The sequence below is a fragment of the Pseudomonas sp. P4_D7 genome, assembly GCF_056401755.1.
Window position 1 is genome coordinate 56,112 of sequence record NZ_JBFUIR010000008.1, and the last position, 13,590, is coordinate 69,701.

At 60.4% G+C, this 13,590-nt stretch carries 12 protein-coding genes and 1 pseudogene; 6 read left to right on the plus strand and 7 right to left on the minus strand.

Features of this window, described 5'->3' with window-relative positions; translation table 11 throughout:
* Positions 1-54: 54 nt before the first annotated feature.
* The 4 genes and pseudogenes from AC1DVF_RS07965 to AC1DVF_RS07980 all read right to left on the minus strand — a co-directional run.
* Complete coding sequence (locus tag AC1DVF_RS07965; RefSeq protein WP_034153813.1) at positions 55-933, minus strand: DMT family transporter; 879 nt, start codon at positions 931-933, stop codon at positions 55-57.
* Positions 934-1,046: 113 nt separating this feature from the next.
* Positions 1,047-1,862, minus strand: coding sequence for a sugar phosphate isomerase/epimerase family protein (locus tag AC1DVF_RS07970; RefSeq protein ID WP_320336294.1), 816 nt, complete (start codon positions 1,860-1,862; stop codon positions 1,047-1,049).
* Between the two features lie 2 nt (positions 1,863-1,864).
* Positions 1,865-2,926: a Gfo/Idh/MocA family protein gene (locus AC1DVF_RS07975; RefSeq protein WP_477782290.1), complete on the minus strand. Its 1,062-nt coding sequence runs from the start codon at positions 2,924-2,926 to the stop codon at positions 1,865-1,867.
* A 176-nt stretch (positions 2,927-3,102) separates the two neighbouring features.
* Positions 3,103-3,870 (minus strand): annotated as a pseudogene (locus tag AC1DVF_RS07980) (IclR family transcriptional regulator); the annotation flags it as partial.
* Between the two features lie 176 nt (positions 3,871-4,046).
* Between AC1DVF_RS07980 and AC1DVF_RS07985 the strand changes: the two are divergent.
* From AC1DVF_RS07985 to AC1DVF_RS08000, 4 genes are all read left to right on the plus strand, one after another.
* On the plus strand, positions 4,047-5,786 hold the full coding sequence (locus tag AC1DVF_RS07985; RefSeq protein WP_477782291.1) for an FAD-dependent oxidoreductase: 1,740 nt from the start codon (positions 4,047-4,049) through the stop codon (positions 5,784-5,786).
* Complete coding sequence (locus tag AC1DVF_RS07990; protein ID WP_460089032.1) at positions 5,770-6,603, plus strand: aldo/keto reductase; 834 nt, start codon at positions 5,770-5,772, stop codon at positions 6,601-6,603. Before AC1DVF_RS07985 ends, AC1DVF_RS07990 begins: the two co-directional genes overlap by 17 nt.
* A 192-nt stretch (positions 6,604-6,795) precedes the next feature.
* Positions 6,796-7,680 carry a KPN_02809 family neutral zinc metallopeptidase gene (ypfJ, locus tag AC1DVF_RS07995; protein WP_460089033.1) on the plus strand — a complete coding sequence of 295 codons (885 nt, stop codon included), beginning with the start codon at positions 6,796-6,798 and terminating at the stop codon, positions 7,678-7,680.
* Positions 7,681-8,634 (plus strand): alpha/beta fold hydrolase, encoded by a 954-nt coding sequence (locus tag AC1DVF_RS08000; RefSeq protein WP_093434687.1) that lies wholly within the window; start codon positions 7,681-7,683, stop codon positions 8,632-8,634.
* A gap of 115 nt (positions 8,635-8,749) precedes the next feature.
* Here AC1DVF_RS08000 and AC1DVF_RS08005 read toward each other — a convergent pair whose 3' ends face one another.
* From AC1DVF_RS08005 to AC1DVF_RS08015, 3 genes are all read right to left on the minus strand, one after another.
* Positions 8,750-9,343, minus strand: a complete 594-nt coding sequence (locus AC1DVF_RS08005; RefSeq protein WP_477782292.1) for an HAD family hydrolase — start codon at positions 9,341-9,343, stop codon at positions 8,750-8,752.
* On the minus strand, positions 9,340-10,209 hold the full coding sequence (tesB, locus tag AC1DVF_RS08010; protein ID WP_003228466.1) for an acyl-CoA thioesterase II: 870 nt from the start codon (positions 10,207-10,209) through the stop codon (positions 9,340-9,342). The genes AC1DVF_RS08005 and tesB overlap by 4 nt, the downstream gene beginning before the upstream one ends.
* Positions 10,210-10,320: 111 nt before the next feature.
* Entirely contained in the window at positions 10,321-10,890 is a 570-nt protein-coding gene (locus AC1DVF_RS08015) for a GNAT family N-acetyltransferase (RefSeq protein ID WP_095048748.1), read from the minus strand.
* Positions 10,891-10,972: 82 nt separating this feature from the next.
* On the opposite strand from AC1DVF_RS08015, the gene AC1DVF_RS08020 reads away from it, so the two are divergent.
* Together AC1DVF_RS08020 and AC1DVF_RS08025 are read left to right on the plus strand one after the other, a co-directional pair.
* Complete coding sequence (locus AC1DVF_RS08020) at positions 10,973-11,893, plus strand: histone deacetylase family protein (RefSeq protein WP_034153803.1); 921 nt, start codon at positions 10,973-10,975, stop codon at positions 11,891-11,893.
* A gap of 281 nt (positions 11,894-12,174) precedes the next feature.
* Positions 12,175-13,410 carry a TIGR03862 family flavoprotein gene (locus AC1DVF_RS08025; RefSeq protein ID WP_186624007.1) on the plus strand — a complete coding sequence of 412 codons (1,236 nt, stop codon included), beginning with the start codon at positions 12,175-12,177 and terminating at the stop codon, positions 13,408-13,410.
* The last annotated feature ends 180 nt before the right edge of the window (positions 13,411-13,590 follow it).

The window sequence follows — 13,590 nt, forward strand, 5'->3', positions numbered from 1 at the left end:
TGACATACCGCTTTCGCGAGCAAGCTCGCTCCCACAGTTTCTTGTGTTGTCAGCTCAACGGCGGCTCTGCTGCCACGCTGCCGCCAGTCCGCTGCAACAGATCACCGCGATACCAATGATCGTCAGCAGACTCGGCGTGTGATTGAACAGCAGCCAGCCCAACAACCCGGCAAACACAATCTGGCAATAACCGAACGGCGCCAGCAGTGCCGGAGCGGCATGGCGGAACGCCTGGGTCAGAAACAAATGCGCGGTCATCCCGCAACTGCCCAGCGCCAGCATCAACCCGGCATGGGTCAACGTCGGCACCTGCCAGAAGAACGGCACCAGTGCACTCATCACCAGCGTGTTGCATAACCCGGCGAAAAAGTTGCTGGTGGTCGGGCTGTCCACCTCGGCGAGCTTGCGGGTCAGCAGTTGATAAAAGCAGAAAAACAGCGCCGAGCAGAACGGCAGCAACACCGCCGGAGTGAACAACTCACCGCCGGGATGGACGATGATCAGCACGCCGATAAAGCCGCAGATCACCGCGATCCATTGACCTCGGGTCACTCGCTCCTTGAGCAGCGGCACCGACAATGCGGTCACCAACACTGGCGCAAGAAAGTTGACCGCCGTGGCCTCCGCCAACGGGATGTACAACAACGCGGTGGTGAAGAACAGGCTGGTGCCGAGCAGGCACAGTGCCCGAACCAATTGCCATAGCGGCTTCTTGGTGCGCAGCACACGCAACCCGGATTGCGGCAGAAAAATCCCCGCCATCAGCAGTGTGTGCACCAGATAGCGCGCCCAGACCACCATCACGATCGGATAAAAACCGGACAGGTATTTCGACAATGCGTCGTGACTGGAGAACAGGAAGGTTGCCACGACAATCAGCAAGATCCCCTTGAAGGGTTGGTTGACACCGGAGAGCGGGGTGCTGACAGTCATTGGTTATCTCTGTTTGAACAACAATACGGTGGCGAAGGAGATCGCGCAGCGGTTACCGATTCGGGACGGCTACGCAGTCCACTGGGAGCAAGCTCCCTCGCCACAAAAAAGACTCACAGTCGCGCCAACAATTCCCGCGTCCTGTCGATCGCCATCTGCGCTCGCTCCAATCCGCTCACGCCCTGCTCCAGCAGTTTTACCGTGGGAATTTCCAGACTCAGTGGAATATTAGTCGGCAGCGCTCGCAGCAACCCGAGCAGATCACAATCACCCTCGCCGGGAAACCGCCGCTCGTTGCGCGCCTGACGCAAGATCTCGGCCATGTCTGACGGCCTCGGCCCCGCTACATCACATAATTGCGCATAACGCAGACGCGACACTGGCACTCCAGCCAGATCCTCCAAGCGTGACGCCGAACGATCAAAGTGGAACGCATCGACCAGCACCGCAGCGTTTTCCCGATCAGCGTTTTCGACCATTCGCAGCGCTTGTTCGAGGTTGCGCGCATCAGTCCAAGGCATGAACTCCAGATGCGGGTGCAGCCCGTAAGGCGCGGCCAGATCGCAAAGCGCCGCAAAGTTATCGGTGAGCCGCTGTTCGTCAGGATCGTTACCGGCGACCAGCAATTCGGTAGCGCCAAATTCCGCACCGACCGTAAGAAGTTTCTCGAAATCGGCGACGTCGGTTTGCGGCTTCAGACGCAGGATTTCCACGTCGAGCACGCGGATGCCGGTGTCGCGCAGCCGCTGCAAAGTCTGACGGCGCAATTCAGCATCGGCGACCAAAGGGAAATGATGCTCCTCGGGCGTCGCCGGTTCCAGGCGCAGGCCGACATGGCTGTAACCAGCACGTGCCGCCACTTCGACCATTTGCGGTGGCGACAACTCCAGCACAGTGAGGCTGGCCAGAGACAGGATTCGTTCGCTCATGTTCAAGCCTCAATCAGTGCAGGGGTGCAGGCACGGCCGGTGGCGGCGGCCTCGCGAATCGCTTCGATCAGCGCCAAAGTGCGCGCAGCGTCGGCCGCACTCACCAGCGGCTCGACTTCATGCCGCGCCACGCGTACGAAATGCAGTAACTGCAAGCGTAAAGCGTCGTCACCGCCGTAGGATTCTTCGACCATCAACAAGGGCTCATGCCAACCGGCGTCGAACTGCTCAGCGGCATAGTGCCAACGCTTGAGCTGCGGAATGCTCAACGCTCCGGCGGTTCCGGCCAGCAGATAGCACGGCTGATCCGCATGACGTGGATACGCCGGGTTCTCGCCGGAATCCAGCTCCCAACTCCACGGCGCGGCGACCGCGTCGGAACCGCTCAATGTGCCCAGTGTGCCGCCTTCGAATCGCAGCAACACCGCCGCACTGTCTTCGTTGGCGAAACCGCGCACGGCGTTGTCGGTGATCGCTTGCACCGAGCGTACTTCACCGCACAGATGCCGTAATAGATCGAGGTCGTGAATCAGGTTGGTCAGCAACATCCCGGCGCCCGGTTCACGGCGCCACGGGATCTCGAAATAACTGTCCGGTTTGCGCAACTGGAACAGTGCAGTCACCGTGATCAGCCGTCCAAGCGCCCCGCTCTGCACCAGCTCATGAGCGCGAACGATCAGCGGATTGTGGCGCCGATGATGGCCGACCAGCACCGGCACGCCGCTGCTTTTGATCGCCGCAACCAGTTCGCGCACTTCATCCAGGTGCACGCCGACCGGCTTCTCCAGAAGCACCGGCACACCCGCCGCCAGACAATCGAGCGCCGTGCTGACGTGTTGATTATTCGGATTGGCGACGATCACCGCGTCTGGCCGGATTTGCTCCAGCATCTGACGATGATCAGCGAAATGCCTTACACCCCATTCCGCCGCAAGCCCTGCTGCTTGCGACCCGGGATCCGCCACCGCGCACAGCGTTGCTTCGTTGAGGGTTTGCAGATGCCGATAATGTTGCTGGCCCATGTTGCCGGCGCCGATCAGGGCGATTCGAAGGGGCGAATTCAAGGTACGGTCCTTTTGTGATTGTTGTTGGAATATCACTCCAGCAACAATTTAGAACCGAGTTCCAGAATCAAACACCCATCCATCCTAAAACCGTGCGAACACCGCACAACTTCGTGAACAACAAAAATCCCCTGTAGGAGTGAGCCTGCTCGCGATAGCGGAGTGTCAGTCGCCGTTAACGCTGAGGCCAGGCTTGCTGCTGATAATTCTTCGGTGAAGGTCAGCAACAGCGGTGCCAGCTCATGCAACCGCGCCCCCGGCATCCGCGCACTGGGACCGGCAATACTCAGTACACCGATCACCCGACCATCCGTTGGATGCCTCACCACCGCCGCAATCGCTGAAGTCCCCACTGCCGAACTTTCTTCGACACAGGCATAACCCTGCTCACGAGCCAGACGCAGCCGTTCCAGCAACTCGATATTTGAACGCGGCGCATTCGGCCCGATCCCCACCGGCACCTCCGCCGCCTGCCGCTCGACCAGTGACAACGCCTCGGCGTCGCTCATGCACGCCAGCCACGCATGCCCCGACGCGGTGTAGAACAGCGGCGCGTCGCGGCCCATGTCCGGGTCGTAACGCAGACCGGTGCGCGCGCCTTGTGCCTTGGCGATCCAGGTCTGGCGCTCGCCATCGATCACGCCCAGACGCACCAGTTCGCCGGTTTCCTGCGCCAGTCGGTCGAGTACCGGCTGGACGATATCGGCACCGCAGCTCGACAGGTATTGAAAGCCCATAGCGACCAGTTTGGTCGACAAGTGATAGCGCAACGTTTCCGCATTCTGCCGTACGTAGCCCAACCGAATCAGCTCGGCGAGCAAGCGGTGTGTTGCACTCTTGGGGATATCCAGCTGCTCGGCGAGCGTCTGCATCGGCAGCCCGCGTGGATCACTGGTGAGGCTTTCCAGCACGCTGAAAACCCGTTCGATTTGACTGCCGGCCATGGAGACGTCCAAAGAAATTTTGCCGATTCTAGAAGACATTGGCGGCAAAGCGAAATCTGGAACCGGCTGTTCGATAACCGCCCATTTTATAGGCTCAAGGCTTGTAGAGTCGTCGCGACACTGGTTATTTTCTGGAATCAAATTCCAAAAAAAACTTACTGCCGGAGCGTTGTTTGATGTCTGCCGAACATCCTGATATCGACTGCGACGTATTGGTCGTCGGTTCCGGTGCCGCCGGTTTATCGGCCGCCGTGACTGCCGCGTGGCATGGTTTGAAAGTCATCGTTGTCGAGAAAGATCCGGTTTTCGGTGGCGCCACTGCCTGGTCCGGTGGCTGGGCGTGGGTGCCGTGCAATCCACTAGCGCGTCGGGCCGGGATCATCGAAGACATCGAACAACCGCGCACCTATTTGCGCCATGAACTGGGCGAGCACTTCGACCCGGCGATGATCGACGCTTTCCTTGAAGCGGGACCGCGCATGGTCGCTTTTTTCGAGCAACACACTGTGCTGCAATTTGCCGATGGCAATGCCATTGCCGACATTCATGGCGACACGCCGGGCGCTGGCACTGGTGGCCGCTCGGTCATCGCCGCGCCTTACGATGGACGCAAGGTCGGACGCTTGCTCAAGCGCCTTCGTACAACGATGCGCGAAACGTCCTTCATGGGCATGCCGATCATGGCCGGCGCCGATCTGTCGGCGTTCCTCAATCTGACCCGTTCACTGAAAGCCGCATGGCATGTCACCCGGCGCTTTACCCGACATTTGCTAGATCTCGCGATCCATGGCCGGGCCATGCAATTGGTCAATGGCGTGGCGTTGATTGCACGATTGGCAAAATCCGCCGAAGACATCGGCGTGTTGCTCTGGGAATCGGCACCCGTGACAGCGTTGCTGCGTGAAGGCGCTCGCGTCTCGGGCGCTGTGGTCAACACAGACAAAGGCCCGATCCGCATTCATGCACGCAAAGCCGTAGTGCTCGCCGCCGGTGGTTTTGCCAATGACATCGAGCGGCGCAAAGCCCTGTTCCCGCGCACGCCGACCGGTCACGAGCATTGGGCGCTGCCGCCGCTGGCCGTCGACGGCGATGGTTTGCGCCTGGGCGAAAGCGTCGGCGCGCGGGTCAATGCCGATGTGGCTTCGCCCGTGGCGTGGGCGCCGGTGTCGCAAGTGCCACATTCCGACGGCAGCATCGGCCATTTCCCACACATCATTGAGCGCGGAAAACCCGGAGTCATCGGTGTACTGAGTAACGGCCAACGGTTCGTCAACGAAGCCAACGGTTATTACGACTACGTCAGCGCCATGGTCGCTGCTGCGCCGGAAGGTGAAGAAGTCGCCTCATGGCTGATCTGCACGCGCGCCTTTCAACGGCGTTATGGACTGGGCATATCGCGGCCATTTCCGCTGCCAGTGTCAGATTTTATCCGCAGCGGCTATCTGAAAAGCGGCAACAGTATTGAAGAATTGGCCCGCGCCTGCGGCATCGATCCGAGCGGATTGCGCCACACCGTCGACGATTACAACCGCCATGCCCGTCACGGCGAAGACCCGTTGTTCGGTCGCGGAGCAACACCCTACAACCGCAAACAGGGTGATCCGGCGAACCTTCCCAACCCCTGCGTTGCCCCAATAGACACTGGCCCGTTCTACGCCGTGAAAGTCCAGCCGGGCTGCTTCGGCACCTTCGCCGGGCTCAAGGTCAACCCGCACGCGCAAGTACTGGATGCCCACGAACAGCCCATCGCCGGCCTCTACGCAGCCGGTGGCGACATGGCCAGCATCATGGGCGGCCACTACCCGGCGGGCGGTATCAACATCGGCCCGGCGCTGACTTTCGGTTACATCGCCGCCCGGCATATCGCCGGCATGACTGCTTTCGAACAGGAGATCGACCATGCAGCACATCGTTAATGCCCAAGGTTTGAACATGCCGAAACTCGGCCTCGGCACCTGGCCGATGCTCGGCGACGAATGCACTCGCGCCGTGGAGCAAGCGCTGGAATTGGGATATCGACACATCGACACAGCGGCGGCCTACAACAACGAGGAAGCCGTCGGACAAGCACTGGCGAATACCCCGACACCGCGCGAGCAAATTCACGTCACCACCAAAGTCTGGTGGGATCAGCTACAACCCGACGCGATGCGTCATTCCATGGACCGCAGCCTTACCGCGTTGCGCAGCGACTACGTCGACTTGTTCATGATCCACTGGCCGAGCACCGACTGGGACCTGCCACGCACCCTCGAGACATTGGCTTCGTTCAAAAAACAGGGGCTGGCACGCAACATCGGCGTGGCGAATTTTCCGCTGCCATTGCTGCGCAAAGTCGTCGAAGACTATGGGATTGCTCTGTCAGCGATTCAGGTCGAATACCACGTCCTGCTCGGCCAAAACGCCCTGCTCGACTACGCCCGTCAACACGACATGGCACTAACGGCCTACACCCCGCTGGCGCGCAACAAGGTCTCAGACATCCCGCAGATTCAACAGATCGCCGAAAAGCACGGCGTGCTGCCGACTCAGGTCGCACTGAAATGGCTGCTGGATCAGCCCAACGTCGCGGCGATTCCCAAGGCCAGCAGCCGGGCCAATCAACTGGCCAACCTCGCATCGCTGAAAGTTGAACTGGATGATGAAGACCGCGCATTGATTGCAGCACTGCCGAAAAACCAACGTCAGGTCAGCCCGGATTTCGCCCCGGAGTGGGATGCCTTTGATCGCTGATTGATAATCCAGCGATAGAAATCCTGCGCGGGATTGAATTTGCCGCGCGCCAGACCGTCAATAACAGGCCCGACCTCGTCAGCACGAGGCCGGGCCTGTTTGCGTGTGGCCAATAGACGGACGACCGGACTGGCGCCACACTCACACAACAGCAACACTCATCACCACCCGATACACACAGAGGATTCCCACATGCTATGGAAAAAAGGCCGACGCAGTGACAACGTCGTCGATGCCCGTGGTGATGATGCCGGCGGTGGCGGCATGCGCTTCGGTGGCGGCAAAGGCCTGAGCCTGGGGGCGATTCTGCTGATCGTCGGCATTGGCTGGATCACCGGGCAGGACCCAATGCAGATCCTCGGCCAGCTCGCCGGGCAATCCACACAACAATCTGCACCTACTTCGCAAACCCGCCAGGCACCGCCGGCCAATGATGAACAGGCCGAATTCGTCCGTTCGATCCTTGGTGACACCGAAGACACCTGGGGCGCGATTTTCCAACAGGCCGGGCGCCAATATAAGGACCCGACCTTGGTGCTGTTCAGCAATCGGGTCAATTCCGCCTGCGGTCTGGCGACCTCGGCCACTGGCCCGTTCTATTGCCCGGCGGACCAGAAGGTCTACCTGGACATGGCGTTCTTCCAGGAAATGTCGCAACGCTTCAAAGCGGCCGGCGACTTCGCCCAGGCCTACGTGATCGCGCATGAAGTCGGACACCATGTGCAGACGCTTCTCGGCGTCTCGGCGAAAATTCAGACAGCTCGCCAGCAAGGTCGGCAGATGGAAGGCGACGGCGGTTTGCTGGTGCGTCAGGAATTGCAGGCCGACTGCCTCGCCGGCGTCTGGGCCTACAGTGCGCAGAAGCGTTTGAACTGGCTGGAACCGGGCGATATCGAAGAGGCCTTGAATGCGGCCAACGCCATCGGTGATGATCGCCTGCAACAACAGGGTCAGGGCCGTGTGGTGCCGGACTCGTTTACCCACGGTACGTCGGCGCAAAGGGTGCGCTGGTTCAAAACCGGATTCGCGCAGGGCCAGGTCGGCCAGTGCGACACCTTCGCGGCGAAAAACCTGTAAATGCATAAATGGCTTTTGGCGTTACTGATCGTTGGCAGCACTGCGCAAGCCGCCGGTGTCGATGCGATCAGCCCCGGTCGTTTGCAACTCAAGGCCGGGGAAATGGCGGTCGGCATTGGTCCTGCGCCGGAGAAGATCGAACGGGTGCTGATCGTCATTCATGGCCGGTTGCGCAACTCGGAAACCTATCGCAAAAGCGCGGAGAGCGCCGCCGAGCTGGCGGGACAAAGTGCCCACACGCTGGTAATCGCGCCGCAGTTCCTCAATGAAAGCGATGTCGCGCTGTACTCGCTCCCCGCCACGTTGCTGCGCTGGCAAGGCAACGACTGGATGGGCGGCAGCTTATCCACAGGGCCGAATCCGTTGAGTTCCTATGCCGCGCTCGATGAGATCGTTGGACGGATCAGCGACCGCAAACAGTTTCCCGACGTGAAGCAGATCGTGATCTTCGGTCATTCCGGCGGTGGCCAGGTGGTGCAGCGCTATGCCCTGCTGGCCAAGGATCAGCCTGCGCTGAAGGCCAACGGCATTCGCTTGCGCTACGTGGTGGCCAACCCGTCATCGTATGCCTACTTCAATGAACAACGGCCGGTAGCGTTCGATCACGCCAAATGCGCGGGATTCAATCGCTGGAAGTACGGTCTGTCAGACATGCCGGTGTACGCCGGTGGGCAAACGCCGTTGCAGCTTGAGAGCAGTTACATCAAACGCGAGGTGATTTATCTGCTTGGACAGCAGGACGTCGATCCCAAGCATCCAGCGTTGGACAAGCGCTGTGAAGCCGAGGCGCAAGGTGCGTATCGCCTGGAGCGTGGGAAGTTGTACTTCGGCTATTTGCTGCGTCGGCATCCGGAAGGGGTGAATCAACGATTGGTTGAAGTGCCCGGGGTCGGGCATAACGGCGATGGGATGCTGACCTCGCCGGAGGGGCAGAAGGCGTTGTTCGATCAGTAAACTGTTTGGCGGATTTTATGCCCTCTTCGCGAGCAAGCTCGCTCCCACATTTGGAATACATTTCCCTGTGGGAGCGAGCTTGCTCGCGAAGAGGCCAGCTCAGGCAGCAAAGATTTCAGGCCAGAAGCATCCGCCGCAACTCGACACAATCCTTCGCATGCCAATCGGCCAACTCGGGCCACGGGTTTTCCGACAGATTAACCAAAACCGTCCACGCCCCCGCCGCTCGTCCGCAATCCAGATCAAAGCGGTAATCACCGACCATCACCATCGCGCTGGCCGGCACGTCCCAGGCGTTTGCCAGTTTCAGCAAACCACCCGGATGCGGCTTCGGCGGCGCTTCATCGCGGCCCAACACATCGTCCACCGCAAAGCAGTCGGCGAGGCCAATCGCTTGCAGCGTCACATGCGCCAGTTCCCGCGCGTTGCGGGTGAGGATGCCGAGGCGATAACCGCGTGCGTGCAGATCACGCACCAGCTCCACCGCTCCGGTGGCCGGGGTCGAACCCAGCGCCAGATCCCTTTCGTGTTCCAGCAGCCAGGCGTGTTTCGCCGCCGCTTCATCCGCCGGCAATGCCGCGAGATGAGTGAGGATGTCGTCCTCCGGCGGAATCGCCAGCGCCACGCGAATCGCCGCAAAATCATGCACGGCGACGGTCAACGTGCCGTCCATATCGAACACCCAGTGCTTGACCTCTTTCAGACTCATGCCCAGTCCTTGCGATGGCGGATCAGGCCTTCCTGCGTCACCGAAGCGACCAGTTGCCCGGCGCGGTTGTACACGCTGCCACGAGAGAATCCACGGGAATTGCCGGCCCACGGACTGTCCATCGCGTAGAGCAACCAGTCATCGGCGCGCAGATCGTTGTGGAACCACAGCGCGTGATCAAGGCTGGCGACCTGCATGTCTTTCTGCCAGACCGATTTGCCGTGGGGCAGCATTGAGGTGGTCAACAAACCGAAGTCCGAGGCGTACGCCAACAAGTATTTGTGCAGTGCCGGGATGTCGGCCAATGCGCCGTCGGCACGGAACCACACATATTTGACCGGATCGGCCGGCTGCGGGTTGTACGGGTCCTTTTCGGTGACCGGGCGTACTTCGATCGGTTTCGGGCACAGCAGTTTTTCACGCATGTGTTCCGGAATCAGGTGCGCGCGTTGCTGGGTCAATTCCAGCTCCGACGGCAGATTTTCCGGGCCGACCACCACCGGCATCTGACTCTGGTGCTCGAAGCCTGCCTCGTCGTATTGAAACGAAGCGCTGCAGGTGAAGATCGGATGTCCCTTCTGGATCGCCGTGACGCGGCGAGTGCTGAAACTGCCGCCATCGCGCACGCGATCAACCGAGTAGACCACTGGCAACTTGGCATCGCCCGGACGCAGGAAGTAGCCGTGCATAGAATGTACATGGCGCGCCTCTTCAACGGTCTGACTGGCCGCCGACAGCGACTGGCCGAGCACCTGGCCACCGAACAACTGACGGAAACCCAGATCCTGGCTACGGCCACGGAACAGGTTTTCTTCGATCGGTTCCAGGGTCAGCAAGTCGACCAGATCTTCCAACACTTGGCTCATTCAGACTCTCCTCACACAAAGCACTATGCCGCGCAGTCTTGGCTGCGGCGGCCGATTCAGATTCTGGCGCGGGCCAATGATATGGCGGCCATTGTAAACGTCCGTGTCGGCTTATCCATGCAAGGTTTGCAGCCATTGTTCCCGAGTAATGCGGTACAGCACATGCCGTCTTAGCGGATGATCGACGGCAAGCTTGGGGTGATCAAAATCATCTTCCGGGGCGTGATGCATGCCGATCGCCTGCATGACTTTCTCTGAGGGCAAATTGGATTGCGCGGTGAAGGAAACGATTTCCTTCAATGCCAACCGATCAAAGCCGCAACGCAGAGCGGTCCACGCTGCTTCGCTGGCGTAACCCAGGCCCCAATGTTCCTTGGCCAGGCGCCAGCCGATTTCCACCGCAGGCGTGAACGGTGCATCGAAACCAACCACGCCGAGCCCGGTGAAACCAATAAATTCGCCACTGTCCTTGCGCTCCAGCGCCCACAAGCCGAAACCGTGCTCGGCGAAATGCCCGCGCACGCGACCAATCATCGAAGCGCTTTCCAGTCGGCTCAATGGTGTCGGGAAGTAGCGCATCACCTGAGGATCGGCGCACATCGCGGCAAATGCCGGCAAATCCTCGTCCTGCCACTGACGCATCAGCAAGCGCGCGCTTTCAAGTTCCAGTATCGGCTCCATCATGCCCCTCCGTTTCCATGCCGCAAGTCTACATCGCTGGTAGGATCCTTCACTCTTTCCTACGTTCCTACATGAAACCGCCATGCCACTGCCGCTGATCTACCACGAAGACTACAGCCCCGAGTTTCCGGCGGATCACCGCTTCCCGATGGACAAGTTTCGTCTGCTGCGCGATCACCTGGTCGACAGCGGTCTGACCCGCGACGCCGATCTGCTGCGGCCCGAGATCTGCCCCAACGACATCCTCGCCCTCGCCCATGACCGTGCGTATATCGAACGCTACATGAGCGGCGAGTTGTCCCGCGAAGACCAACGGCGTCTGGGTCTGCCGTGGAACGAAGCCTTGGCGCGGCGCACGGTACGGGCGGTCGGCGGTTCAATTCTGGCGGCGGAAAAAGCCTTGGAACATGGCTTGGCCTGCCACTTGGCCGGCGGCACCCACCATGCGCACTACGACTACCCGGCAGGCTTCTGCATCTTCAATGACCTGGCGATCATCAGCCATTACCTGCTGCAAAGCGGCCGGGTCAATCGCGTGCTGATCTTCGACTGCGACGTGCATCAGGGCGACGGCACCGCGCGAATCCTGCATGACACGCCGGAGGCGATTACCGTTTCCCTGCACTGCGAGAAGAATTTTCCTGCACGCAAGGCGGAAAGTGACTGGGACATCCCGCTGCCCAAGGGCATGGGCGACGCTGATTATTTGAAAGTGGTCGACGACACGCTCAACTATCTGCTGCCGCTGTATCAACCGGACCTGGTGCTGTACGACGCCGGCGTCGATGTACACAAGGACGATGCCCTCGGTTATCTGCAACTGACCGACGAAGGCGTCGCCGCCCGCGACGAAAGCGTGATGCGCCATTGCCTGGGGCGCGATATTCCGGTGATGGGCGTGATTGGCGGCGGCTACAGCAAGGATCGCCACGCCCTCGCCCGCCGCCACGGCATCCTCCATCACAGCGCGCAACGGGTCTGGCAGTCACACGGTTGTCATTGAGTTGTGCTGCGTTACCCACAATCGCTGTGGAACGGCCTGTGGATAACCTGAGTGAAAGGGACTGCAGGCCATACCGGTTATGGCCTGCAGCGCACTGATCATTTTTCAACCAACATTTCAAGCCAATCCGAATCCCTTGTAGGAGTGAGCCTGCTCGCGATAGCGTCAGCACCTTCAACATTAACTTGGCTGATACACCGCTATCGCGAGCAGGCTCACTCCTACAAAAGATCTCGACTGTTAGAATGCGCGCCTTATCCCGCCATACCGCAGCGCACGCCATGACCCAGACTTCCGCCTCCTCCCCCGCTCACGTCGCCATCATCGGCGGTGGCCCCGCCGGCCTGATGGCCGCCGAAGTGCTGAGCCAGGCCGGAATCCGCGTCGATCTCTACGACGGCATGCCCTCGGTCGGCCGCAAGTTCCTGCTCGCTGGCGTCGGCGGCATGAACATCACCCACTCCGAAGCCTACCCGGCGTTCCTTTCACGCTACGCCGAGCGCGCCCCGCAAATCGCCCCGCTGCTGCGCGGTTTCGATGCCGATGCGTTGTGTAAATGGATTCACGACCTGGGCATCGAAACCTTTGTCGGCAGCTCCGGCCGGGTGTTCCCCACTGATATGAAAGCGGCCCCGCTACTGCGCGCCTGGCTCAAACGTCTGCGCGACAGCGGCGTCGTTATCCACACCCGCCATCGCTGGCTCGGTTGGGATGCACATGGCGCGCTGCGCATCGACAGCCCGGAAGGTGAAATCACCGTCAAACCCGATGCCACGCTGCTTGCCCTCGGCGGCGGCAGTTGGTCGCGCCTCGGTTCCGACGGTGCGTGGATGCTCGCCCTGGAGCAGCGCGGTGTAGAACTGGCGCCGTTGCAGCCGAGTAATTGCGGCTTCGAGGTGCAGGCCTGGAGCGATTTGATGGTGAGCAAATTCGCCGGCGCACCGCTGAAAAATATCGCCATCGGCTTGAACGACGATGTGCCGCGTTTGGGCGAATGCGTGATCACCGCGACCGGCATTGAAGGCAGTCTGATTTATGCGCTGTCGGCGCCGATTCGTGAAGCGATCAATCAGCATGGCGCGGCGGTTGTTCACATTGATCTGTTGCCCGGCCGACCTGTGGATAAATTGCAGGCAGCGTTGAGCAAACCACGCGGTTCGCGGTCGATGGCCAAGCATCTGCACAGTCAGGTCGGGATTGATGGGGTGAAAGCGGCGTTGTTGCGCGAGTTGACTGATGCGGCGACGTTTGCTGATCCGGCGCTGTTGGCGCGGGCGATCAAAGCGTTGCCGCTGACGCTGGTCAAAACGCGGCCATTGGACGAGGCGATCAGCAGTGCCGGGGGCGTGACGTTCGAGGCGATGGACGAACGCTTGATGATCAAGGCGTTGCCGGGGGTGTTCTGCGCGGGCGAGATGCTTGACTGGGAAGCACCAACGGGCGGCTATTTGCTGACGGGGTGTTTTGCCAGTGGCCGGGCGGCCGGGTTGGGAATTGTGCAGTGGCTGAAAAGCTAAACCCTCACCCCAGCCCTGTCCCAGAGGGAGAGGGAGCCGACCGAGGTGTCTGGCGTCCAACATCGACCTGAAACACCGAGTCGATTATGGATTCGGCCAACCGACCGAGGTGTCTGGCGAAACTCTGTCGATTATGGATTCACAACAGAAGAATCAGGTCGGCGTACTTCGGGAGCATCC

What these genes read in the sequence shown, in the direction of transcription:
- AC1DVF_RS07965 (WP_034153813.1), bottom strand. Translation starts at nt 933, where the DNA reads ATGACTGTCAGCACCCCGCTCTCCGGTGTCAACCAACCCTTCAAGGGG.
- AC1DVF_RS07970 (WP_320336294.1), bottom strand. Translation starts at nt 1,862, where the DNA reads ATGAGCGAACGAATCCTGTCTCTGGCCAGCCTCACTGTGCTGGAGTTG.
- AC1DVF_RS07985 (WP_477782291.1), top strand. Translation starts at nt 4,047, where the DNA reads ATGTCTGCCGAACATCCTGATATCGACTGCGACGTATTGGTCGTCGGT.
- AC1DVF_RS07990 (WP_460089032.1), top strand. Translation starts at nt 5,770, where the DNA reads ATGCAGCACATCGTTAATGCCCAAGGTTTGAACATGCCGAAACTCGGC.
- ypfJ (WP_460089033.1), top strand. Translation starts at nt 6,796, where the DNA reads ATGCTATGGAAAAAAGGCCGACGCAGTGACAACGTCGTCGATGCCCGT.
- AC1DVF_RS08000 (WP_093434687.1), top strand. Translation starts at nt 7,681, where the DNA reads ATGCATAAATGGCTTTTGGCGTTACTGATCGTTGGCAGCACTGCGCAA.
- AC1DVF_RS08005 (WP_477782292.1), bottom strand. Translation starts at nt 9,343, where the DNA reads ATGAGTCTGAAAGAGGTCAAGCACTGGGTGTTCGATATGGACGGCACG.
- tesB (WP_003228466.1), bottom strand. Translation starts at nt 10,209, where the DNA reads ATGAGCCAAGTGTTGGAAGATCTGGTCGACTTGCTGACCCTGGAACCG.
- AC1DVF_RS08015 (WP_095048748.1), bottom strand. Translation starts at nt 10,890, where the DNA reads ATGGAGCCGATACTGGAACTTGAAAGCGCGCGCTTGCTGATGCGTCAG.
- AC1DVF_RS08020 (WP_034153803.1), top strand. Translation starts at nt 10,973, where the DNA reads ATGCCACTGCCGCTGATCTACCACGAAGACTACAGCCCCGAGTTTCCG.
- AC1DVF_RS08025 (WP_186624007.1), top strand. Translation starts at nt 12,175, where the DNA reads ATGACCCAGACTTCCGCCTCCTCCCCCGCTCACGTCGCCATCATCGGC.